Raw genomic sequence first — 23,490 nt, 5'->3', positions numbered from 1 at the left:
CTTAATCCCTCCACTCTTTGCCGGTATAAGCGATAAAGACATCCTCAAGACTCATTTCTCGAATCGAAACCTGTTCGACTTGATAGTCCTTGTCTTTTGTGAATTTAAAAAGGTCATACAGTAAATCCTCGGGTTTAATCGTCCAAAGCGTAAGGGCGGTACCGTCACGTTCTGTCCGGGTCACGGAATCAAGGGCCCTTGCAAAAATCTCCGCTTCCTGGGCAGCTGTTTCTCCATCAAGGAAGGATAAGCGGACCTCGCGTTCATTTGTTAATTTTTCGATTAAGGCGGAGGGGGAATCCAAGGTGACCACCAAGCCCTGGTCCACGATACACACCCGGTCGCTTAGCTTTTCCGCTTCTTCCATGTAATGAGTGGTGAGAATCGTCGTTTTCCCCAATTTCTTAAGTTCAATAATGATATCCCAGACATTGCGCCGTGCCTGAGGATCGAGTCCGGTTGTCGGTTCATCCAGAAAGACAATGTCAGGGTCACTAATCATCGCTAACCCGATCGCAAGTCGCTGCCGCTGACCGCCAGACAATTTCTTGACTTGATTTTTTCGATGCTCAGTCAGATTGACCAATTGGAGAATTTCTTCCGTTGGCCGGGCCTTTTCGTAAAATGTCGCAAACAGATTCAAATTTTCTTCAGGGGTCAATAAATCAAACATCGCACTAGATTGCGGCTGTACGCCAATTTTCCTTTTGATTTTGATGGCATGCTTGTTCCAGTTGTATTCGCCAAACTGGATTTCTCCATCATCGGGTGGAACCAAGCCTTCAATCATCTCAAGAGTGGTTGTTTTTCCTGCCCCGTTTGGTCCGATGATGGTAAAAATCTCCCCCTCACTTACAGAAAAGCTAATATCTTTTACAGCTTGAATGGAACCGAACGATTTCTTCAAATTCCGAACTTCTAAAATATTCACCACTACAACCCCTTTCCTTGGAAAAACCTTTTGTGGCGAAAAGTCCTAAATGTAAAAAAAAAATACCAAATTATACCTATGTCGTGAAATGGTAAAGCAGAACAACAGGCACGGTTCTTCTGGCGTTTTTCTAAAGCCGAAAAAAGCAACATAGCCGTCCCCATGGTTCTTTTTTGCTATGCTACGCAAAGTATCATAGATGGAAACCGGAGTTTCTTGGGTTTTATGAAATGAAATGATATAACTATGATAGAAAATGCCACAAGGAGGAAATTGAGTTGACATTAGGCGAAAAGATAAAAGATTTTCGAACAAGAGCAGGACTATCACAGGAGCAGTTAGCCGATAAACTTGGTGTATCTAGGCAGGCTATTACAAAATGGGAGAATGACAGAGGAATTCCGGATATAAATAATTTACAAGGCATTGCCAAATTATTTAATGTAAGTATTGATTCTTTGGTTAATCATTTGGAAAACACTACAACTACAATAATCAAGGAAGATATTAACCTAGAAAACTATCAGAAAAGTGGAACATGCCGGTCGAAGTACGATGCCGTGGTGAAAGAAAAATATCCAAACGCAAGTGCAATTTATCCTTTAATAAAAAGAAAAAAGTTAAACTTTGCACAGGAAATTGTAGACTTCATTATTCAGCCGGGTGTCTTGCAAGTCGCCGATTCATTTAACGACCTGTCTTCTTACTATTTGGTTGAATTACAAAATAGGCAGTTATTAGTGCGGGTCACTAAAACGTATATTGAGGGAAGAGAATTGAATGTTCATTTTGAAGGGAAAAAATGCATCATTGATGACAATCTTTTTAAAAAGGCCTCCTATACACTCTAACCGAAAGTGAAGGTCACTGCCCGAAATGATTAATCATGTTCGGGTGTTTGACCATCAAACCGATTTCGCAGCACGCTCTGAGAATCGGGTTATCAGGGCTAAATCGTTTTCTGTTGGTGTACTTTTTTGTTGAAGGATATTTCCTGCTTAATCCCATTCCGTAAATGTTAGACAAACACCGAATCGGTAATTTCCTTCGAACTTTAATTCACCATTTGGTTAAGTAGGGAGGTTCTACGTGACTGCCAGTTCAGAAAGAAGGTGAACCTGTTCACGTAGAGTCTTTCCTTCCGATTCTTAGATAAGGTTCTAATACTAAAGTAGTGCAGCAAATTGATTTATTCTTAGTTGAGAACATTTTTTAAAATATAAAGATCTTTATATATACTAAAACTGGATAAATAAGGTAAAATTAAGGCGTACATAATTTTCAAATGGGAGTGGGAGAGAATTGATTTTACTAAGAAAAAGGAGAAATTTGCTCGCAAAGTTGGCAACGCTGATTCTACTATTTTCATTATTAACTCCGGTGTCCAAAGGAATGGCAGCGGGTGATTTGACGCCGCCAAAGCTTTCTAGTCTTTCGTTATCAGGAACAAATGTTACGGTAGGCGAATCCGTAACGCTTAGTGCAGAATTGATTGAAGAGGAATCAGGGGTGGATGTTGCCTATGCCTATTATAGTGGTCCAACCGGTTATTCAAAGACAGTTTATCTAACTTTCAACCCTGAAACGTCAAAATATGAGGGTTCCTTCGATGTATCCACCTATGATGGGGCAGGCGTGTGGAAACTATCATCCATTTATTTGAGGGACAAGCAGGGGAACAAATATAGTATTTATAACAGAGAGACACCATATCAGGGATCAACCTATGAATATAGGAATCTATCACAATACAATATTGAAGTGTATGGTACTTTAATCGATGATACAGCACCGAGGCTCGGTGAATTATCCCTCTCCTCAACAAGGGCTGCTGGAGGAGAATCGATTACTCTTTCAGCCGATATTATTGAAGAAGGTTCCGGAGTTGAATATGTACACGTAAGTTTTGTGCCGCCTAATCGAGATAGTGAAGCTGGAAAAGGTCTTGAGTTGAGCTATAACCAAGAAACAGGAAAATATGAAGGCACCTTTTATGCCGATCCGTATGATGTACCAGGAGAATGGTCGATTGGCACGATCCAAATGGGGGATAAGCTTTATAACCATTATTACTATCGAAATGGGGAGACGCCGTATCAAGGAGGGTACTACGAAGTAACGGATTTAAGCGCTTATAATATTGAAGTGTATGGAACTGTAGGAGACATTACCCCGCCGGCCTTAAACGGGTTTTCAGTTTCAAAAACAGCCATCATGCAGGGCGAACAGGTAAAGCTGTCGGCAGACATTTTTGACGACCTTTCGGGAGTTGACCATGTCTATGTTTCTTATAAAGCGCCTGTTGGCTATGTTTACCGAGATGTAGAGTTAACCTATAATGCCGCGAATTTAAAATACGAAGGGAATTTTGGGACAAGCCCCGATGATCCAGCAGGCACCTGGCCGCTCTATTCTATTGAGGTTGTGGATAAAAAGGGCAATTTTTATAGCTACTATAATAGCAAGGAAGAGTCCAAAGGCCGAACTTTTGAACATAGGGACCTATCCCAATACAATATCCTTGTGAATACACAGGATACCACTAAACCTGTGACAACGATGAATGTCCAGGGCCAAACTGGAACGAATGACTGGTATAATTCCAGCGTGACCGTTGCACTCACTGCTGCCGACAATGATACAGGAATCGAAAAAACACTTTACCGGATTAATGGCGGGGAATGGCAGCCATACGCTGAGCCATTCAGTCTGTCTGCTGACGGCACAACTGTCGTTGAATATAAGAGTATTGATAAAGCCGGCAATGAAGAGGATGTACTGGCCAGAACCATCAAAATCGATACACAAAAACCGGAGACAGCAATCGGGGATATTCCTTCGTATCCAGTAAAAGTAGATGTGCCACTTTCCTTTCTTGCGCAAGATGGAACGTCTGGTATAGCGCGGACAGAGTACAGAGTGAATGGAGGAAATTGGGTCACTTATCAGGCTCCAACGTATGTACGAACGGAAGGTAGAAACACTGTGGAATATCGCAGTGTTGATCTGGCAGGCAATGTTGAAGATGTAAAAAGAGTGGAGTTCGTAATCGATAAAACCGCTCCCACCACTACCACTCCTACACTAGGAACTGGCTGGCGCAACAGTGATGTAGAAGTAAGCCTGACTGCTGCTGATTCCGTTTCAGGTGTAGCAAAGACCGAATACAGGCTAAATGGCGGTGCATGGGCAACGTACACAGGCAGCATTATTGTAAAAACTGAAGGAATCAATACACTAGAATACCGTAGTGTCGATCATGCAGGCAATACGGAAGCTATAAAGACAGTTCAAGTGAAAATCGATAAAACCAAGCCATTGTTGAATGTAACGTTCAATCCGTCTGTCATCATTGGGGGCAACGGCAAGCTTATAAATGTGAAGGCTACTGTGGATGCCAGGGACGCATTATCAGGTATTGCTTCGTTTGAGCTTGTGTCCATCACAAGCAGCCAACCCGATGTCGTGAAGGGCAACAAAATTCCTGAGCCGGATATTCAAGGAGCGGAATATGGAACGGCGGATACCGAGTTTTATTTGAGGAATGAATTAAGTGGTTCGGACCGAATCTATACGATCACATATAAAACGTTTGACAACGCAGGAAACTCCACAGTTACGTCATCAACTATAATGGTGAAAAAGAAATAGAAGAGCAGTTCGGGGTTTAATATAACAAGTTTGGACTACGACGGTAGCAAAGGGCCATAGTTGCGTATTCCTTATATAAAAAATAGAAAATGCCATTGTCACTACCCGTAATTTATGGATATATGGGTAGTGACACCAGGCACTTTTTTTATGCCTTTACGGTCTGTTTTTTTACAGGGATGTAGATGTCCATTACTTTGTTCTCTGAACCGTAGCATCTTTCATCATACAATTCAAATTCAATGGATCCATGATGTTCATAACCCGATTGTGGGAACCATTCTGTAAAAATATATTTCCATGTGGACTGAATGGATGGGACAAACGATCCTTCATCTGACTTTGGTGTAGTGAACACCGCATATTCCAGCTCCGGGAAGCTTCTGTACACCATTCCTTCTGGCGCTTGAGCTCCTTCCTCTACCTCCATTCCAATGATGTACACGAACTCGCCTGTTTCAGGGTTAAAATCAGTACAAATGCCGAGCTCCACATTTTGATGAATCGGATTTGGAATGTTACAGCCCAGGCCATTTCTCATGTACTGCTGCCAAAATTCAGGAATGTCTTTATTATTCTGACCGTATTCATTCTTTGTTTTTAGTTCGTATCCAATGATGTGAAAAGCAGGTTTCGTGACTAATTTTGGTTCCATTTTATGTCCTCCTGAAATGAGATTTGTATTCAGATAGGCTTTTCCACGTAAGGGTCCGGATATTCTCTTTGCATGGCGATATTGCCTCGGTGAAATGCCATAATGCTTTTTGAACGCTCGGTTGAAAGATTCTTGGTATTGAAAACCAGCATCAATCGCAATGTTAATCAACTTTTCATTTGTATAGAATAATTGTTCTGCTGCATAGGTTAGCCTTCTTTTTCTTACATAATCCATCACCGATTCTCCGACTATAGCCTGGAAAACACGATGATAATGAAAAGGAGAAAAGCAAGCAATTTCGGCTAGTTTCTCTAGAGTTATTTGTTCTTGCAGGTTTTCTTCAATGTAAACAAGCGTTCGTTGTATACAAACGAAATAATCCATTCCCGTTCACCTACCCTACATCCACTATAACAGCAAACATGTATTCGTTCTTAACATTTTTTGCTAAACAAGTTTGAAATATTGAAAAACTAGATTGTGGCATAAATTCCTTGCATTTGATTTCCTTGTATGACGAAGGTGGTTATGACACATGAAATGGGATTTGCCCGAAAAATTTTCAGGTTGGAATCGTAGCTGTTGTAAAGATTTGATAAATTTACAAATATATTGTTACTTTTTTTATGTCCATTCGTTTTATTAGGGAAGGGAGGAGCAGATGGAAGAGAATCTTGATGACATTTATAATATCTATTTCCATGAAATTTATCGCTTTCTCCTTTCTCTTTGTCATGACCACCATTTGGCCGAGGACCTAGTTCAAGAAACTTTTCTCCGTGCCTATCTTTACATTGAGGATTACAGCGGGGAAAGGGTAAAAACATGGTTATTCACAGTCGCGCATCATGCATTTATTGATCATTATCGCAAGCATAAAAGAACGGTGATAAAGGAACAAAGCTTTTTCTTATCCTTTTTTGATAAAAGGAAAGCACCAGCAGATACGATTGTCATACAAGAAGAAGTTCAGGAAATTATCAACATGTTAAAAGACTTACCGGAAAAACACAAATTTGCGGTGCTTTTACATGATTTTCACGGCTTATCATACACTGAGGCAGCACATGTGATGAACGTGAAGCAAACTCATTTTAAAGTATTATTATTCCGTGGCAGACAGGCGATAAGACGCGGGAAGGGTGGAGAAAAGTGAGCAATGAATTTAAAAGAAAACTGGAAGCATACGAAAAAGGGGAACTATCGGATAGCGAATTAGAAGATTTCGAAAAGGAATTGGAAAAACTAGAAAAATATCAGGAGTTTCTTGAGGAAAATAACACAGAGCAGATGAAAGATTTTAATATTAATGAAAAAAGACAACAAAAAATATTAAAACGAAGTAAATGGAAAGCGAGACTGCAAACTGCCTTTTTTGCTCTTGGAGTGGTTCTTGTATTTACCTTTGTTTCATCCATACTCACTGCTGTTTACTATTCATGGGGGACACCGGACCGGGTAGATGTTTTTAGGAACATAATTAATCAAACACTGACCGTAACGGACCCTTATGGATATTTGGGTGGAACAAGTACGAATTCAAATCCATATTTTAGTTTGGAAGCAGTGAGGAATTTAAACAAAAAAGTTGGGGATGAGACGGTAAAGGTTGGGGAATTAAAAACGAAGTTTCTTTTTTCAATGATGGCTAATCCGGAAAGGGAATACTTTGGAAAGGTATCGGGGAATCAACCGGCCTTTTTATATCCTGGTGTTGAGAATCAGAATATATCGGATTGGAATAGATTGGAGAAGCTTCCCGAAGGAACTGTCGTTTCAGCCTATTTATCTTTTACTGAGTTATTCGAAACCGGGAAAGTTTTTCAACTATTCGAAGGAAAAGAAATGGATTTAATTTGGTTAGCTGTTGACACTGGTTTCGAGGGAAAGAATGAGAGATCTATTTTTGAACCTATTGGTTTTCCGAGCTTTCCAATTTGGCATGACGATGATATGATTCTAGATTCCAGAGAGGTTAAGAAAGGGCTTTTCGGCAGCAGGATCATCTCAGAGGGACATTCTTCTCCTGAATATCATGTGGGTGACCAAAAGGTTCTCCACAAACAATTCCTGAAAACTTTATCCTTTTTAAAAGATCATGAACGGAAAGCGAACAACCTTTACCTTGGGAAACTAGACCTTTCAAAACGAATTGATTTCCTTGAAAGGAATGGCATTAAGCATTATGGCGTTGTTATAACAGGACCTACAAAGGAAATCTTGAAGCTGCGGGAAGAACCATGGGTTGGAGAATTAAGAGTGGATGAGGTCAGTTTTTGGAATTGGGATAGGTGATAAATTCTTATTTCAATTGTTCTTCTTCTGTCAGGAAGTTTCCTTCTTTAGTAGAGGCAGACCTACATTGCGGAACGAAAGGAAATGGTTTTAGAAAGGAGTTGTGTAATGTATGAGTTATAAGAATACTTTTATTACAATTTCGGAGGATTCCGGAGTTCATTCAGCTATTATACCTCTTCCAAGAAATAACAAGCCGACTATAGCTTCAATTGAATATGACTTAATCAGTAATAGCGCTTACAAATATACTCAGGAAGATGTGCAATTTCAAACCTATTTAATTAAAAACGAAATTATATCTGATCAACGAGATGAAATACGAGAAGAATTTTTCAAAAAGCCTAAAGCGTGTTTTAGAGCTTCTCCATTGGTAAAGAAATATGGGTGGGGGATGCACTATGACGATGAAGGAAAACTAGCAATTTACGCTGTTAATAGTGAAGCGTACGAGCGATTTCTCATTTCGGATCATATCACCTTATTAAAAGGCATGCGTTTAAAACGGAAATAATGTAGCAGGTTTGGATTATGATGGGAGGCCGTCCCTCCTCCCGGTTGGACAACGGATGCCGAAGCTGATGAGGAGGGAATGGACGTTGCATCCTCAGTGGCGGGCACCGGCTGGACTTGGCCACTGACGCCGTTAGCATTTTGCAATCCACAGCCTTTGCAGATAATCTGTTCGACGATGAGAGGGACCCATAAAGGGTCCTTCTCTGTTCTTACTCACCGTCTACTGCTTCTGGTCGCTCAGGTGTGTCGTCAGGGTGTCGAGCGCATCGGACCAGCCGTCGTACACGTACTGATCACCAGGATGTCCGGCGAATCCGCGCAGATGGAAGTTCATCTCGGTGCGGTCACCGTGTTCAGTGAGGGTTAGGGTCACGACAGGGGAGTCCTCGATGGGCGCATCGGGGTAACCCCAGGTGAAGACAAGCCGTTCGAAAGGTACTACGTCGAGGAACACGCCTCCTGTCGGGAATTCCTCGCCAGTCTCGATGTTGACCATTGTGTAGCGGTAGAGTCCGCCTTTGCGGACATCGAAGGAGATGGATTCTAGGGGTGTCGAAGGTAACCAGTGGGCTAGTTCCCTTTCCTCGGTCCAGGCGCGCCATATGAGTTCGCGGCGGGCGTTCAGGGTGCGGGAGATGGTGAACTCCGGTGGTGATGTTGACATGTTCATTATTCCTCCTTTTTAGTAAACAGTTCTTCATTTGCGGTCATGGTCTTGAGGTGTTCTTCCAGTGCGTCGAAGCGCTGGTTCCACTCGCCGCGGTGCTTCTCGACCCAGGCCGATACCTCATCGAGAGGCTCAGTGCGCAATGTCAGGGTCCGCCACTGGGCGTTCGCTGTCCGTTCGATCAGCCCTGCCCGCTCCAGCACTTTGAGATGCTGGGAGATTGCGGGTGCGCTTATCTCGAAAAGCTCGGCAACCTCCCCGACTGTCGCTGCCCTCTGTGACAGCCTGGTAAGGATATCTCGGCGCGTCGGATCGGCAAGCGCAGCAAAGATAAGGCTGAGTGTGTCTTTTGTAGTCAATTAAGCAACCCCTTAATTAAGGATTTGATTAAACTATATACCACAATGCTTAGTCATTTCAACTCTTTACCTTAATTAACAGGATATCAAAATCTGTGGTGGATTTATCAGGTGAATTTTGCAATCAGTTTGATAAAATGTGCTTGGGCATGGTATAAGTGTAAAAGAACCAAGGATAATCTGGTTTTGAGTTTTGGGATAATAGGTAGACCATGTATCCCATAATGAAAGGATTTGAGTTACCATATGAAAGATAATTTTTGGCGTGAGTTACCACGACCTTTTTTTATACTGGCACCAATGGAAGATGTGACGGATGTTGTTTTTCGTCATGTTGTGAGTGAGGCAGCTAGACCGGATGTGTTTTTTACCGAGTTCACCAACAGTGAGAGTTATTGTCATCCGAATGGGATTCAGAGTGTGCGTGGTCGTTTGACTTATACCGAAGATGAACAGCCCATTGTCGCACATATCTGGGGGGACAAGCCTGAATACTTTCGGCAAATGAGCATAGGTATGGCGGAACTTGGGTTTCGGGGCATCGATATCAATATGGGTTGTCCGGTACCGAATGTGGCAGGGCATGGGAAGGGGTGCGGCCTAATCCGCCGGCCTGAAGTGGCAGCAGAATTAATACAAGCGGCAAAAGCTGGAGGATTGCCTGTAAGCGTAAAGACAAGGCTTGGTTACAAGGATATAGATGAATGGCATGATTGGCTGACACACATATTGAAACAAGACATTGCCAACCTTTCCATTCATCTTCGTACAAGAGAGGAAATGAGCAAAGTACCTGCTCATTGGGAGCTGATCCCGGAGATTAAGAAACTTCGTGACCAAGTGGCACCAGATACACTCTTGACGATCAATGGGGATATTCCTGACCGTCAAACTGGCCTGAAGCTCGCCCATCAATATGATGTGGATGGGGTGATGATTGGGCGCGGAATTTTCCATAATCCCTTTGCCTTTGAAACAGAACCGAAAGAACATAGCAGTAAGGAATTACTTGATCTCTTAAGGTTGCACCTGGACCTCCATGATCAATATTCATCCTTAACGCGGCGTCCGTTCAAGGCGCTTCATCGATTTTTCAAGATATATGTCAAAGGGTTTCGTGGGGCGAGTGAATTAAGAAATCAATTAATGAACACAGAGTCCACAGATGAAGTGCGCGAAATGCTTGATCACTTTATGTCTAAGAATTTTGATGGGGTGGAACAGTAGAAGTGTCCCCATTCAAGGTTAAAGCGAAACTGTCTGCCCAGTTAGAGATGATGCAAGCAGTTAAAGAATAAACGTATGGTCCAGTTATATCATGACTGGGCTTTTTTACATGTCTAGTAGAGAGGAAAAAACCTAAGATTTTCGTTTATTATTTATTCACTGGTCATTTCTATAGCCCGTCCTCTCCACAAATTCCTTAAAGTTTGTTACGGCAGGAGACATATATCCATTTCTTCTCCATACCATTTGGATGACCCGAAAGCATTTTGGTGATTGCACCTGAATCATGGAGATTTTACTTTTGTCCAGGTTAGGTATGTGCGGGACAATGGCAACACCAAAATTGGCACCCACTAAGTCAGAAACTGTCCTCTCCTCATATCCTTCAAAAACCTTTCTTGGGTGGAATCCAGCCTCATGGCAGAGATTTTCTATTAAATCATGTAAGGCTGTTTGAGGTTTGAAAAGAATAAATGGCTCATCAGCTACTTCACTTAAATTGATCCGCTCTTTTTCCGCCAACCTGTGGGATGCTGGAACAATGAGGAATAATTCTTCGGACAAAACCGGAACGGAACACAGACCTTCATGCTGTTCCAGCGGCGAACAGAAGCCTATATCTATGTTAGCGGCGTGTATTTCTTTTAAAATTTTGCTTGAAATATTCTGAGATAATTGAAATTGAATGTTTGGAAATTCCTTTTGAAAATCACTGATTAAATCAGGGACAAAACTCGAACCAAGTGTTTGGATAAAAGCAAGTGAAATGGTCCCATGGTTTGGATCCACCATATCATGGATTTTTTGTTTTGCATCTTTCATTTCTGATAATACTTGGTTTACATACTCGAGAAAAACCTTCCCATATTGGTTTAAAACCACCCCACGGCTCTTTCTTTCAAGTAAAGGGACACCGATTTCTTCTTCAAGCCGCAAAATAGAACGACTTAGCGCTGGCTGTGAAAGGTTTAATTCTTCGGAGGCTTTTGTAAAACTATTATGTTTTGCTACTGTTTGAAAGTAAAAAAGTTGTTCAAAATGCATTTGAAATTCCCCTCTGTCACACTGTGATATTACCATTATGCATAGGTGGTATGAAAAAGACAATTATGTGTGCATGGCAAAGGGGCGTATACTTGAATAGTGACTTTGTTTTAAGAAAACACAAGTACTGATGAGTTAAATGACAGAAGAAAATTTGAGGGGGAAGCATTAGATGGATAAACCAAAAATATGGACGAAGGATTTCATAAATATCACTACTATCAGCTTTTTTATCTTTTTAGCATTTTATATCTTGTTAACAGCACTTCCACTTCAATTAACGAAGGAATTTGGCGGAGGTGCCGATCAGGCCGGTTTATTATTAACATTATTTTTAATTGCGGCTATTGTTATTCGGCCATTTGCTGGTAAGTGGGTAAGTATAGGATCTCAAAAGAAAATTCTCATTTATTCTGCAACAGCATTTTTAATTGCCACATTATTTTATCCATTTGTAAACAATATTTGGTCATTATTTATCCTGAGGATTATTCATGGCATCACTTTTGGGATCATCACCACTGTAAAAGGAACAATCAGTGCTGAAATCATCCCAGATTCAAGACGTGGAGAAGGACTGAGCTGGTTTTCGTTAGCAATGGGATTAGCGATGGTTATTGGTCCTGTTATAGGTCTTAACTTAGCGAATATAGGCGCCTACAACACATCTTACATTCTTTGTATTGTCATTTCAGCCATAAATGTCTTCCTATCAATGGTCATTCATGTTCCACAGCAAGAGCAGCCAGAAAAAGCTTCAAAGAAAAATAAAAGTTTTGTTCTCGATGATTTGGTTGACAAAAAAGCAGCGCCATTTGCGCTTGTCATATTTCTTTTAGCTTGCGCGTACTCCGGTATTGCTTCCTTCTTAGCTTTGTATGCACAGGAAATTAACCTTGTAAAAGCAGCTAGTACGTTCTTTATTCTGTATGCGGGCTTAATGTTTGTCTTCCGCCCATTTACAGGTGTTTGGGCCGACCGTTACGGGGCAAACAAAATTGTTTATCCATGTATTGTTTTATTTGCCATTGGGATGGTTTTGCTTTCACTGCCCCAAACAGCAGTCATTATGATTATGGCAGGCGCGGTCATTGGGATTGGGTATGGCTCTGTTACACCAATCCTCCAAACACAGATTATTAGTTCTGTTGACAAACATCGTGTGGGAATTGCCAATTCATTGTTTTTTAATTCAATGGATTTAGGAATGGCTATTGGTGCATTCGTGCTAGGAATAGCAGCAAAATCATTCGGCTTTAGCAGTGTTTTTCTCTTTGGAATCGTCCTCATAGTCGTAGGAGGGCTTGCCTACTTCGCTTTCGCGGGCAGGAAGAAAAATGAAGATCGCTATGCAGTCGAAGAGTATAATTAATGGAGATTAATTAAAACAAGTGCCAGTCACTACCCGTAATTTGTTGTTTCATTTCGAAATAATTCGGACGTGACTAGGCACTTTTTTGCTTACTTTAATATTTTCCTTTTATAACAAAATACGAGCCCCGAATGGTTCCGGCAAGTTTAGACTTCTGCCTGGCAAACTTAAACTTCCCTTCTAGCTCCTTTGGAACCTCCATACCATCAGAAAGCTTAAACCCAACGGCACGCTTCTTTGGGTCATCGATCGTATACAAGACATTGACGGAAAGACCATCCTCATAAAAGACATAAGTCCAATCGATATTTTCCACTTGAAACCGCGATACTTCTAACGGTTTGGCCGAAAACTCAATATCACGTTCTTCTTTCAAAATTCGGTTTACATATTCAAGGGTCTCAGTGGCCTCGCTAGCTGGTACAACTGTAAATTCATGCTTATACTTGTTCATAAAGTACCGAGCTTCATTAGCGCGTAAACCGGCAAGTGCTTCTGCTACGGGGGAAGATTCTAATCCAACCGTAGACACATTTTTAAAATCAACGATCATTTTCATCACTCCATGTATCTTTATTTCTTCACAACCGGAATCCACATTTCACCAAAGACTAAGCCGTCCCGCTGCCCCATCAATACCGAAGTATTGGGCCCGCCAACATAGGCAAAATCCTGTACTTCTGCCAATGCTTGACCAAAGGCAATGCCAGTAAGTGTAGTATGCAGTTCATCTGCATTCTGCGCTTCTCCTTTGACTACCAGATATTCTCCCTTAGGAAATTGGATCAGTCTGTCTCCTTCTGGTATCGAGGCATCTGTCATGACGCCGGCATAATGCATCATCTTGTTATTTACCGCTTCGTTTACAGCAAAGATGTAATCATTTGAGGCGATTGCTTTTAAACTGTCAAGCCTTCCATCTTGTTTGACAGCCTCCCAAAAATCAGCCTTTTCCTTATTAATTCCTGCATAATCCGTGTAATGACTCTGAAGCTCAGTCCCAATCCCTAAAACGGTAAAGCTGTCTTTTTCTTCTAAAATATAATTGGCCATGTTCAAAACCTTCCTTTTCGTAATTTTAATCAAGTTATTTGTTTTTTTACTTGATGAGTTTATAATAGCGTTGAACCATGTCAAAAAATGATACTGTTTAGGAGTTCCAATGAAAAAAGTTGAACGAATTAATACAATCATGCGGTATATAAATAACCGCTCCCACTTTACCATTTCTGAAATCATGCGCGAATTTAACGTCTCTCGTTCGACGGCTATCCGTGATATCAGAGAAATTGAGGCCATGGGAATGCCGCTTGTCGCTGAAGTTGGAAGGGATGGGGGTTATTTTGTTATGCAAAACTCTGTCCTTCCGGTTGTCCGCTTTACTGATAATGAGGTCAAAGCACTCTTTGTTGCCTTTATGGCCACAAGAAATCAACAGCTCCCCTACCTAAAAAGCCGTCAGTCACTAGCAGAGAAACTGCTGGGCCTTATCTCAGAAAACCAGCAGGATGACTTGGTTCATTTAAATGAAATCTTGCTTTTCGAAGGGACTAATCCCAATAATCCCGACCTGCTGGAGCTTTCGGACCTTCCGCACCCCATGTTAGAAAGACTCATCGGGCTCCTCCTTGTGGATCAACATTTAATGATTACCATCCATGAAGCGAAGGAAAAAAAGGATTATCCCATTTATCTCTTGCATCTTTATCGTGAAAAAGGCTTTTGGCTGATTGAAGGCTTTGACTTAAAGGAAGAAAAAATGAAGATCATTCTTGTCGACCATCTCATCGATGTCAACCCCTACCAGACAAAAAAAAGAGTAAGCAAGAAAAAGATTCAAGAAAAACTAAGTGGGCAGGAAGAAGTCATCAACCTTGTCCTTGAACTTGGTCCAACGGCCATTGCCCAGTTTAAGAAATATCACCCTTTGAAAATATCTATTTCCTATACAGACCCTTTTCAAACCACCGCCATACTAAAGACTTTTATCAATGTTCATCATTCTGAAGAACTGACGGAAATAACCAATTGGCTGCTCTTCCTAGGGAGTGACATCAAAGTCATAGAAATGCCAAAAGAAGTCTTAGAAGGTTTACAAGAGAGAATATCCATATTTTACTAAGCCTAAGCGATTATAAGAAGTTGATCCCTGTATAGGAGAGGGGTCATCTGTTATTTAAATCCATTGATATTTAAGTCAACCTAGACATTATTCCGTACAAATTTGTTTCGCAGCAAATATACAAACAAAAACATCAGCAGAGGGACAATGTAGCTGATGATTTCTATAGGCATGGACTCCGGTTTGAATTTTGTCATGATGATTCCTGAATCTGTACTACCTAGGGTTCCGTTAAAGATGCCGTAACAGACGTTCAACCCCCAATGAATACCGGTATCTGCCCAAAGGGAACCTGTTTTGTAAATGGTGTAGGTTAAAGAGAGTCCTATGAATAATGAAAATAACGTGTTGGAGATACTGAATCCTTCATTCCAAGAGTCGTCTAGAGCATAAAGTAAGAGAGAGATGATAAACACCCATTTCACCGGAATCCTTTCTTTCAAATGCCCAAATATATATCCCCTAACAATGATTTCGTTTAGAAAAGAGCCGACCAAAAATGTGAGCATAACCATCAAAAGTGAAATAATTAATTCCGAAAATGGTTTAATGCCCTTTATCTCGAGTCCCCCAAAAAGATAAACCATCATGTACTTTATAAGCCAAAATGAAAACCCGATACTAAAACCAATTATCAAATTCTTCCACCACTTTGAGTGAAAGCTGATCCCAATATTTTTATACTCTTTTGCTTTGGTTATATATAGAAGTGCTTTCAATAATGGAAAAAACAGAACTATTAATAAAACCTGTAGCCAAAATTGACTTGATTTCGCAATCCCAATGTTCAAATATAAATCCAGAATAATGAAACCTGCAAGTACTTTAACAAAATACCTCATGTGTATCCCCTTACTATTTTTATTTTTATCATAAGGAATAATATAGGCGATGCCTAGGTTTTTTTCGAATGAAATCCTCCGCTCCAAACCTTTAATGTCCTTTCATCTTCAACCAGATTCTATATCTCGGTATTTACTTTTCTTAAAAACGGTATAAAGCTGCAGTGAGAAGCCGTTGCCATAGGAACTTTTTTCTTATTTCATTCGTAAATGGGATATTAACCTATATCAAAAAAAGTGCCCTATTTTAATAAGAAGTCGGGCACTTTCATATGTTTTCGCAATGTTCATTTAAAATAATAGTCTTTCAATTAACCATGCTCCACCTAAAAGGAAAGCAAAAATGGAAACAATCATAATAATTTTCTTAGAATGCTTTGATCGATAGATAAAATATAATAGCGGCAATAGCAGAAAGACGATGGCCAGTTGGATTATTTCAATTCCAAAATTAAAACTAGTTAAATCAATGGCTAAACTACTTTTTGGTATATTCATCTCTTTCAGGATATCAGCAAAGCCCATTCCGTGAATTAGCCCAAAAACAAATGTTATGACCCAACGATAGCTAATTTTTTGACGAAAAATATTTTCCAAAGCTACATAACAAATACTAAGGGCAATGGCCGGTTCTACGAAACTTGAAGGGATGTCAATGATGCCTAATACTGTCAGGGTTAATGTAATGCTGTGAGCAATCGTAAAAGCAGTAATAGTTGTTGCAATCTGCTTAAATGTTTGTCTGGCAATGAGAAGTGAAAGTAGAAATAGTAAATGATCATAGCCTGTTAAAATGTGACTCATTCCAAGTTTCAAAAATGAAAGCCAGGAAGATGATGTTGCTGTATGGCTTGGGTTTGCTTGTTCAGATTGTTTTTGGTTAGGAGTCGTCTGGTCGAGTTGCTCTCCAGGAGATGGTTGTACTTGCTGAGCCGCTTGTTCTCCATTGGATGACTGTTCCTGCTGAACTTCTGTGATTAACATCGTCCAAGTTCGGTTTTTCCCTTCTAATACGGCTTCACTTGTTTCACCAAAATAGGATGCTGAAATGAGATTGATGTAATTGGTTCCTGTATCATGGAAATAAAACCCATCATTAAAAATAAGTGTGTCGCCAGGGAAAAATACTGGAAAGGTCATAGTTGTAGAAAGAAATTCTTTATTTTCCTTCTCGATGATTTCCATTTTCTTAATGTTCGGTGTTTGTTCCTTATTCCCCTTATCAAGTGTAAGACCTTCTGTAATTAATTCTTCTATATGGTGTTTTCCCTTTTCAATTTCGGATGATTCAAGAATCCAGTTTTTGTTTTTATCAATATCTGGTACTAATTCTAAAATGGATAATGTGTCGATAGAAAATATCATCTCTGTATTGTTAGTATCCATTTTAATAGTTGTATAACTAGCACTATATGCATGTGCTGACGTATTTGAAGGGAAGGAAATAAAGAAAAGGAATAAAAAAGTGAATAACAACAGAGTTAGAGATCTGACTTTCAAGAGTTGTTGAACTTTGTTGAAATGCGCCAAAATATGAAACCTCCTAAAATACTATATTTTGATAGTTTTATAGTAAAGGTGGAATGGGTGTGTGAACTATTTTCATATAGATATAAACATATTTTATCGGTATTTGTATATGGAAATATAGCGAAATTACAATTTTTTAACATTTGTTTACAATGATTTACAATAAATTAATGATATATTAGTATAATTTTTGTAGACTAAAGCAGTGGCAAAATGAAGGGATGAAGATAAGGGTGATCAAAATTATCTTCTTGTCTGCATACATGTCACAATTTACAACAAAAGGGTGGTTAATGGATGACAATTAAAAATCGAACGTTCAGGCGTTGGACAAGTATGTCTACGGCAGCGTTTCTATTGATTAGCACATATTTGCCTAGTAGTTTAATAGGTGAAGCTCATGCAGAGCAGGCTGGCCATGTTGTAATTTCGCAAGTATTTGGGGGAGGAGGCAATTCGGGGGCTCCTTACAATAAGGATTTTATCGAGTTATACAATCCTACAGATAAACCAATTGACCTTACAAATTGGTCCGTACAGTATGCATCCGCTGCTGGAACATCATGGACAGTGACTCCGTTAGATGGCACAATTCCGGCTTATGGCTATTATCTGATCTCGGAAGCAGGCGGTGCAAACGGTAGTGATATCCCAACTTCAGATGCTTCGGGCTCAATCGCTATGGCTGGTACAAACGGAAAAGTGGCTTTATTAAACAATACTACTGCAGCTAGTGGAGCAACACCAGATGGTGCCATTGATTTTGTTGGTTATGGTTCCGCCACTTCCTTTGAGGGTGCTGCAGCAACAAAGGTTTTATCAAATACAACAAGCGCCCAACGTAGACCATATGCAAACGTTGACCCAGCTCCTGGAAAAGGGAACGCTTGGGATACGGATGATAACGAAGCAGACTTCTATGTAGGAGCTGTTGCTGCACCAAGAAACACTGCAAGCCCAACGGAAGTTCCAATGGTTCCAGTCACAAGCTTGCAACCAAAAGGAATGAATATTCAATTTGTGCAACAAGGAACTGCAATAACTGTTAATGGTACAGCTGATGCTGTTGAACCAGGTTCAACGGTTAAGGTATATGAAAGTGCATCCAAAGGAACTGCGCTCGCGACAGCGACTGCACAAAGTGATGGTTCCTTTGATATAAGTTTCTCATCTGATAAAGCACTAACATCGGTATTTGTTTCTGCCTTGCAGGGCGAGATGGATGAAAGTGCTGCAATCCAAATAGATTCAGCAAAAGCAAGTGCACCTATCGCGCAAGAAAAATTAAGTTATGTGATAAATAATGGTGTTGGTACTTTAATTGGTGGCGCAGGTGCTACGGTAGCTAACTCGATTATCAATGTTTATCCGAATGATAAAGCTAGCGTTGCTGAAAGATTAGTTACAACAGAGACGAAAGCTACTGCTTCAGGTGATTTTTCTATTACGATTAATGATGCTCCTGATACGGTTTATGTGACACAATTATCAAGCAGTGCTAAAGGAAACATGTTAGAAAGTGCAGCTGTATCTATTACAAAAGCTGATACGACTGTGCTTTCACAAATTAAAGATGTACGGGAATCTGATGCTAAAGGTCAGGCTGTAAACCTAAATAAGTTCTTCACGGTTGAAGGTGTTGCCACAGTTGACACCCAAATTCTTGGAACTCAAAAGCAGAACTATTATATTCAAGATGATACAGCAGGAATTAATATCTTTAGTGGTTCATTAGACGCAGGTTTTAAAGTTCTCAAAGGTGATAAACTACGTGTTACGGGTAAAGTACTTTATTACAATGGTCTAACAGAATTTGAACCTACCTCCATTGTGAAAATTAGTGAGGGTAACCCGATACCGGAAGCAAAAACTCTTACAATTAATGACTTAAATACGTATGCAGTGGCAGAGCCGCTTGAAGGTAGCCTAGTAACTGTAACAGGTAAAGTTTCGGCTGTGGCAGTTACTGGTGCAAACTATAATGTTACTTTTGTAGATGAAAATAATAAGGCAACCACATTGCGGGTTATGGGAGCAACTGATATTAAGCCTGATACTGACCTTGTGATAGGTAAAAGTTATACTGTTACAGGTGTACTAGGACAATATACTACAAATGTGTCAGCCACTAACGGGTACCAGCTTTACCCTCGTGATGTTAATGATATTGCTCCGATTCTAGGTATTACACATTCAGCGTTAACAGAAGTTTACAAAGGCGCAGATGTAGAATTTGAAGCAAATGCAGATGGTGCAGAAACAGTTACAGTTTACTACAGAGCAACTGGTACTTCTGAATATACTACATTGCCAATGGGTAAAGGCAGTGAAGGACGTTATACGGTAACATTGCCAGTAGCTAATGTACCTCAAAATGGATTCGACTATTATATTGAGGCAAAATCTGGAGAGCAGGTACAAACAGCTGGAACAAGTGAAGCGCCATATGCAGTAAAAGTAATTGATGATACTGTTGGTCCAGTAATTAGCGGTGAAACACCGCAAAATGATACGAAAGTAGAAAGTCCACAACCTGAGATTTCTGCTTTGATTAATGACCCAAGTGGCATTAAAGAAGGTTCAGTTCACATGTGGTTGGATGGAACTGAGCTAGCAGCACCCGCTGCAACAATTAGCAATACACAAGTAAAATATACACCTGAAACAGATCTTTCACTTGGAACGCACACTGTGAAAGTTTCAGCAAAAGACGGAAGAGATAATCTGACTGAAAAAGAATGGACATTTGAAATCGTTCCACGTTTTACAGGTGGAAATCACTACCGTGGTACAACGCACAACCACACTAACATCTCACATGATGGTGCGGGTACACCTGAGGATGCTTTAAAATCGGGTAAAGCCCACCATTACGATTGGTTTGCATTCTCAGACCATTCACATGATATTGACCCTGAAAAACTGGGTACTGATACTGTAGTTCGTGATGGGATGCAGGAGCGTACTGGTGGTGATCAGTGGCAATTAACAAAAGACCTTGCCAAACAATACACAAAAAGTGATTATGTTGTATTCCCAGCATTTGAAATGACCTCTACTACATGGGGGCACTCAAACATCTTCGGTTCAGATAATTTTATCGACCGAAATATTAATGGTAAGCAGTACCAAGATTTAAGTCAGTATTATGCATGGGTAATGACTTACGATTATATCGTTGGCCAATTTAACCACCCAGATATGTCTGCAAATGCTTTTAACAGCTTTAAACCATACAATAAAGACGTAGATAAATTATTTACGATGTTAGAGGTTGGAAATGGTTCTGGCCATTATGGCTATGCAAATGCTGAAGGTAAATTCTTCTCGGCATTAGATTTAGGATGGCATGTTGCTCCAACTTATGGTGAAGACAATCATGAAGGAACCTGGGGCCAAGTAAATGCTCGTACTGTTATCGTTGCAGACGATCTTTCACAAGAATCCCTTCTTCATTCAATGCGTAATATGCGTGTGTACATGGAAGAAGATCCAAACTTCACGCTGGATGTTTTAGCGAACGGATACTATATGGGTTCCACAGTTGATAGCAAAACATTAAAATTTGACATTAAAGGAAGCGACCTTGTAGCCGAAGCACATAATGATAGCGACTATAAATATCTTCCGACTGCTTACAAATCAGATGATCGAATTGCAAAAGTAGAATTGATTTCAAACGGTGGAAAAATAGTGGATTCGATTTCTCCTATGGAAAAAGACTTCACATGGAACCCATCCTACACGGTAGAAGGCGGCCAGCAATGGTTTGTCGTTAAAGTTACACAAATGGATGGCGAACGAATTTATTCTTCACCAATCTGGTCAAAAGAAGAATCTGTCGATGTAAAAGTGAACGATATTAATATTGATGGTGGCGTTATTATTGGAGGCAATCCTTCTAAATTAACGGCAACGGTTGCCAATAACGGTACGGAAGCCATTAAAAACCTAAAGGTAGACTTCTACTATGATGAAGTGAAATCTGATAATTTTATCGGAACAAATAACATTTCATCTATTTTAACGAAGGGCTCAGCAACAGCAACAGCTACATGGACTAGCCCGATAAAAGGCGATCATCAGCTAATTGTGATTGTAACGTCTACTGATGGTCTTGATATCGGTGATGTGAAATATACATTACCGGTAAAAATTAAAGAACCACTTGGAATTAATGTATTAATCGATGCTGCTCACGGCAACGAAAATACAAGTGCTGACAGTGGATCGTATAAGGATAACTTAAAAGCTTTTACACTTATGCTTCAAAAAGAAGGATACACTGTAACGGAAAATAAAGCAGCACTTACTGATGAAGTATTAAGTACTGTAAAAGTATTAGTACTAACACATGCAAGAACAGCACTTACTGCTGATGAAAATGCTGCAGTAGCCAAGTTTGTGAAAAATGGCGGTTCCTTATTAATGGCTGGAAAAAGCAATAACAGTACAAACCCTACTATTAATAATGGATTGTTAACAGATATTGGCTCAGCTATCCGAATAGGCAACGATGGGGTATTTGATGATAGTAAAGCCGGAAACTTCTGGAGTGATCCAAAGGTAAGCCCTTATGCAGTCAGAGTCCATCCAGGATTAGTTTCCAATTATATTACGGACCGCGTATCGTTTGTCGATTACTATAGCGGAACGAGCTTGTCTGGGGATAATAATCAGCCGCTAACAGAAAGCGGTACGGTTACAATCCTTGCGAAAGGAAATGAAACGACCTACCAAGGAAATATTAAAGATGGATATACGTATGATGCAGTTTCCGATGAGACGGGCGGATCAGCCATTCCGTTAATCGCATCAGAGGAAATTGATAATGGGCGAATTATTGTTTCTGGTATGAACATCTTTAATGACAAACAAATGGATGAATCCTTTGAACCTAAAGGAAATGATGAACTTACAATAAATGCAGTAAACTGGTTAGCACATCGTGAAGCTAAGGTTTCTAAGATTGAAGATGTTAGAAAACTAGCGGATGATACAGATGTTGTTGTAGAAGGTACGGTTACTACTGGAGCAGGCGTTTTCTTTGATGCTTTCAATTTACAGGAGGAAACTGGCGGTATCATGGCATTCCAAGAAGTTCCAGATGGTTCTTTAAAACCAGGAGATAAAGTACGTGTTTATGGCCACATTAAGACATTTGATAATAACAAAGAATTAGAGTTTACAAGTTTCTCTAAAGATGTTATTAAAATCGGTACTGGTGAACCTCTTGAACCAAAAGTAGTTCCAACTGGTGAAGCAACATCTGCTGCCAACCAAGGACTTCTCGTGAAGGTAAAAGGAACGGTAGTATCGAAGTTTGATGAAAATTCTTATGTTATTAATGATGGTTCTGGAGATGTGTTAGTGTTTACGGATGGCTACATTGTGAACCAAAGTAATGTTCCTGTACCCGTTCTCGCAAAGGGTGATACATTAGAAGCCGTTGGACTTTCAGGTGAATTTGCCCAAGGAACGCGGATACGTGTAAGAGATACTAGAGAATTAATCGGTACACAAGCATCAGGGGCTGATCCAATAGAAACAGACACAACAGCACCAATTGTTAGTGGAGTAGAAAACAATCGTTTCTATAATTATAATGTCACGATTTCCTTTAATGAAGGTACAGCAAAATTAGATGGTAAAAAGTTTGCAAGCGGAACGAAGGTCACTGCAGAAGGAAGTTATACATTAGTAGTAACAGACGAAGCAGGAAATGTAACAACAATACAATTTACGATTGATAAAACAGCACCAAAAAAACCTAAAGTGGATAAAATAACTGCTGATACGACAAAGGTAACAGGTGAAGCAGAGGCTGGTACGATCGTAGTGGTGAAAGATGGCAACAAAATACTCGGCAGCGCCGTAGCAGATAAAAAAGGCCGATTCTCAGTTGAAATTGCTAAGCAAGAAGCCAAGAATGAACTTTCTGTCTACGCGGAGGATCAGGCTGGCAATATAAGCTCAGTTACAAAAGTAAATATAAAAAAATAAGGTAAATGAAATTAGGCTGTCTATCAAGAAAAGGCTCGAAAGCGGTAAGCTTTTGAGCCTTCAGACTGTCGACAAATTCGAAAAGCTTCGGGTTTGCCGGCAGTCTTTTTTGTATAATTGAGGTATCGAGATTTTTATGGGGTCAATGAAATGATTTTCCCTCTGCTGCTTAACCATTTAATGTACGTCCGGCTTCCTGTCTTTGCATGTTGAAGCTTGAATAAAAGAAGTGAATATACGGTTTTAATAAGGAAGATAAATATACCCATTTTT

General features: G+C 40.1%; 18 protein-coding genes. 9 read left to right on the top strand and 9 right to left on the bottom strand.

From position 1 onward, the window contains the following. Position 1: 1 nt before the first annotated feature. Positions 2 to 931 (bottom strand): ABC transporter ATP-binding protein, encoded by a 930-nt coding sequence (locus AR334_RS07700; protein ID WP_066307588.1) that lies wholly within the window; start codon positions 929 to 931, stop codon positions 2 to 4. Positions 932 to 1,209: 278 nt separating this feature from the next. On the opposite strand from AR334_RS07700, the gene AR334_RS07695 reads away from it, so the two are divergent. Together AR334_RS07695 and AR334_RS07690 are read left to right on the top strand one after the other, a co-directional pair. After that, a complete protein-coding gene (locus AR334_RS07695) occupies positions 1,210 to 1,782 on the top strand; it encodes a helix-turn-helix domain-containing protein (protein WP_066307585.1) in 573 nt (190 codons plus the stop codon). A gap of 451 nt (positions 1,783 to 2,233) precedes the next feature. After that, positions 2,234 to 4,582: an Ig-like domain repeat protein gene (locus tag AR334_RS07690; RefSeq protein WP_066307583.1), complete on the top strand. Its 2,349-nt coding sequence runs from the start codon at positions 2,234 to 2,236 to the stop codon at positions 4,580 to 4,582. Positions 4,583 to 4,730: 148 nt separating this feature from the next. Here AR334_RS07690 and AR334_RS07685 read toward each other — a convergent pair whose 3' ends face one another. Continuing rightward, on the bottom strand, positions 4,731 to 5,624 hold the full coding sequence (locus AR334_RS07685; RefSeq protein ID WP_066307580.1) for an AraC family transcriptional regulator: 894 nt from the start codon (positions 5,622 to 5,624) through the stop codon (positions 4,731 to 4,733). A 277-nt stretch (positions 5,625 to 5,901) separates the two neighbouring features. Between AR334_RS07685 and AR334_RS07680 the strand changes: the two genes are divergently transcribed. The 3 genes from AR334_RS07680 to AR334_RS07670 all read left to right on the top strand — a co-directional run bounded on the left by AR334_RS07680 (position 5,902) and on the right by AR334_RS07670 (position 8,049). Then, positions 5,902 to 6,396: a sigma-70 family RNA polymerase sigma factor gene (locus AR334_RS07680; RefSeq protein ID WP_066307577.1), complete on the top strand. Its 495-nt coding sequence runs from the start codon at positions 5,902 to 5,904 to the stop codon at positions 6,394 to 6,396. Next, on the top strand, positions 6,393 to 7,535 hold the full coding sequence (locus AR334_RS07675; protein ID WP_066307573.1) for an anti-sigma factor: 1,143 nt from the start codon (positions 6,393 to 6,395) through the stop codon (positions 7,533 to 7,535). Before AR334_RS07680 ends, AR334_RS07675 begins: the two co-directional genes overlap by 4 nt. A gap of 112 nt (positions 7,536 to 7,647) precedes the next feature. Next, complete coding sequence (locus tag AR334_RS07670; protein ID WP_066307571.1) at positions 7,648 to 8,049, top strand: DUF6157 family protein; 402 nt, start codon at positions 7,648 to 7,650, stop codon at positions 8,047 to 8,049. Between the two features lie 222 nt (positions 8,050 to 8,271). Here AR334_RS07670 and AR334_RS07665 read toward each other — a convergent pair whose 3' ends face one another. Further along, positions 8,272 to 8,721 (bottom strand): SRPBCC domain-containing protein, encoded by a 450-nt coding sequence (locus AR334_RS07665; RefSeq protein ID WP_066307569.1) that lies wholly within the window; start codon positions 8,719 to 8,721, stop codon positions 8,272 to 8,274. After that, positions 8,721 to 9,077, bottom strand: coding sequence for a helix-turn-helix transcriptional regulator (locus tag AR334_RS07660; protein WP_066307567.1), 357 nt, complete (start codon positions 9,075 to 9,077; stop codon positions 8,721 to 8,723). The genes AR334_RS07665 and AR334_RS07660 overlap by 1 nt, the downstream gene beginning before the upstream one ends. Before the next feature lie 246 nt (positions 9,078 to 9,323). Here AR334_RS07660 and AR334_RS07655 point away from each other — a divergent pair, with 246 nt between their 5' ends. Further along, positions 9,324 to 10,304 carry a tRNA-dihydrouridine synthase gene (locus AR334_RS07655; protein WP_066307565.1) on the top strand — a complete coding sequence of 327 codons (981 nt, stop codon included), beginning with the start codon at positions 9,324 to 9,326 and terminating at the stop codon, positions 10,302 to 10,304. A 156-nt stretch (positions 10,305 to 10,460) separates the two neighbouring features. Here AR334_RS07655 and AR334_RS07650 read toward each other — a convergent pair whose 3' ends face one another. After that, entirely contained in the window at positions 10,461 to 11,348 is an 888-nt protein-coding gene (locus AR334_RS07650; protein WP_066307563.1) for a LysR family transcriptional regulator, read from the bottom strand. Positions 11,349 to 11,520: 172 nt separating this feature from the next. Between AR334_RS07650 and AR334_RS07645 the strand changes: the two genes are divergently transcribed. Further along, complete coding sequence (locus tag AR334_RS07645) at positions 11,521 to 12,720, top strand: MFS transporter (protein WP_066307560.1); 1,200 nt, start codon at positions 11,521 to 11,523, stop codon at positions 12,718 to 12,720. Between the two features lie 94 nt (positions 12,721 to 12,814). Here the strand turns inward: AR334_RS07645 and AR334_RS07640 are convergent, their stop codons facing one another. Further along, complete coding sequence (locus AR334_RS07640; protein WP_066307556.1) at positions 12,815 to 13,279, bottom strand: phage tail protein; 465 nt, start codon at positions 13,277 to 13,279, stop codon at positions 12,815 to 12,817. 14 nt (positions 13,280 to 13,293) lie between these two features. Further along, positions 13,294 to 13,773, bottom strand: a complete 480-nt coding sequence (locus tag AR334_RS07635; protein ID WP_066307553.1) for a GyrI-like domain-containing protein — start codon at positions 13,771 to 13,773, stop codon at positions 13,294 to 13,296. 109 nt (positions 13,774 to 13,882) lie between these two features. On the opposite strand from AR334_RS07635, the gene AR334_RS07630 reads away from it, so the two are divergent. After that, entirely contained in the window at positions 13,883 to 14,842 is a 960-nt protein-coding gene (locus tag AR334_RS07630) for a YafY family protein (protein ID WP_066307549.1), read from the top strand. Between the two features lie 80 nt (positions 14,843 to 14,922). Here the strand turns inward: AR334_RS07630 and AR334_RS07625 are convergent, their stop codons facing one another. Next, on the bottom strand, positions 14,923 to 15,684 hold the full coding sequence (locus AR334_RS07625) for a CPBP family intramembrane glutamic endopeptidase (RefSeq protein WP_066307547.1): 762 nt from the start codon (positions 15,682 to 15,684) through the stop codon (positions 14,923 to 14,925). Between the two features lie 291 nt (positions 15,685 to 15,975). After that, positions 15,976 to 17,214, bottom strand: coding sequence for a HupE/UreJ family protein (locus tag AR334_RS07620; RefSeq protein WP_066307545.1), 1,239 nt, complete (start codon positions 17,212 to 17,214; stop codon positions 15,976 to 15,978). A gap of 297 nt (positions 17,215 to 17,511) precedes the next feature. On the opposite strand from AR334_RS07620, the gene AR334_RS07615 reads away from it, so the two are divergent. Next, positions 17,512 to 23,217, top strand: a complete 5,706-nt coding sequence (locus tag AR334_RS07615; protein ID WP_082692826.1) for a DUF4350 domain-containing protein — start codon at positions 17,512 to 17,514, stop codon at positions 23,215 to 23,217. The last annotated feature ends 273 nt before the right edge of the window (positions 23,218 to 23,490 follow it).

The sequence above is a fragment of the Bacillus sp. FJAT-29814 genome (genome assembly GCF_001510715.1).
Classification (GTDB): Bacteria; Bacillota; Bacilli; order Bacillales; family Cytobacillaceae; genus Neobacillus.
Note: the sequence above shows the minus strand (reverse complement) of the source record. Positions and strands in the feature narration are given on the sequence as shown.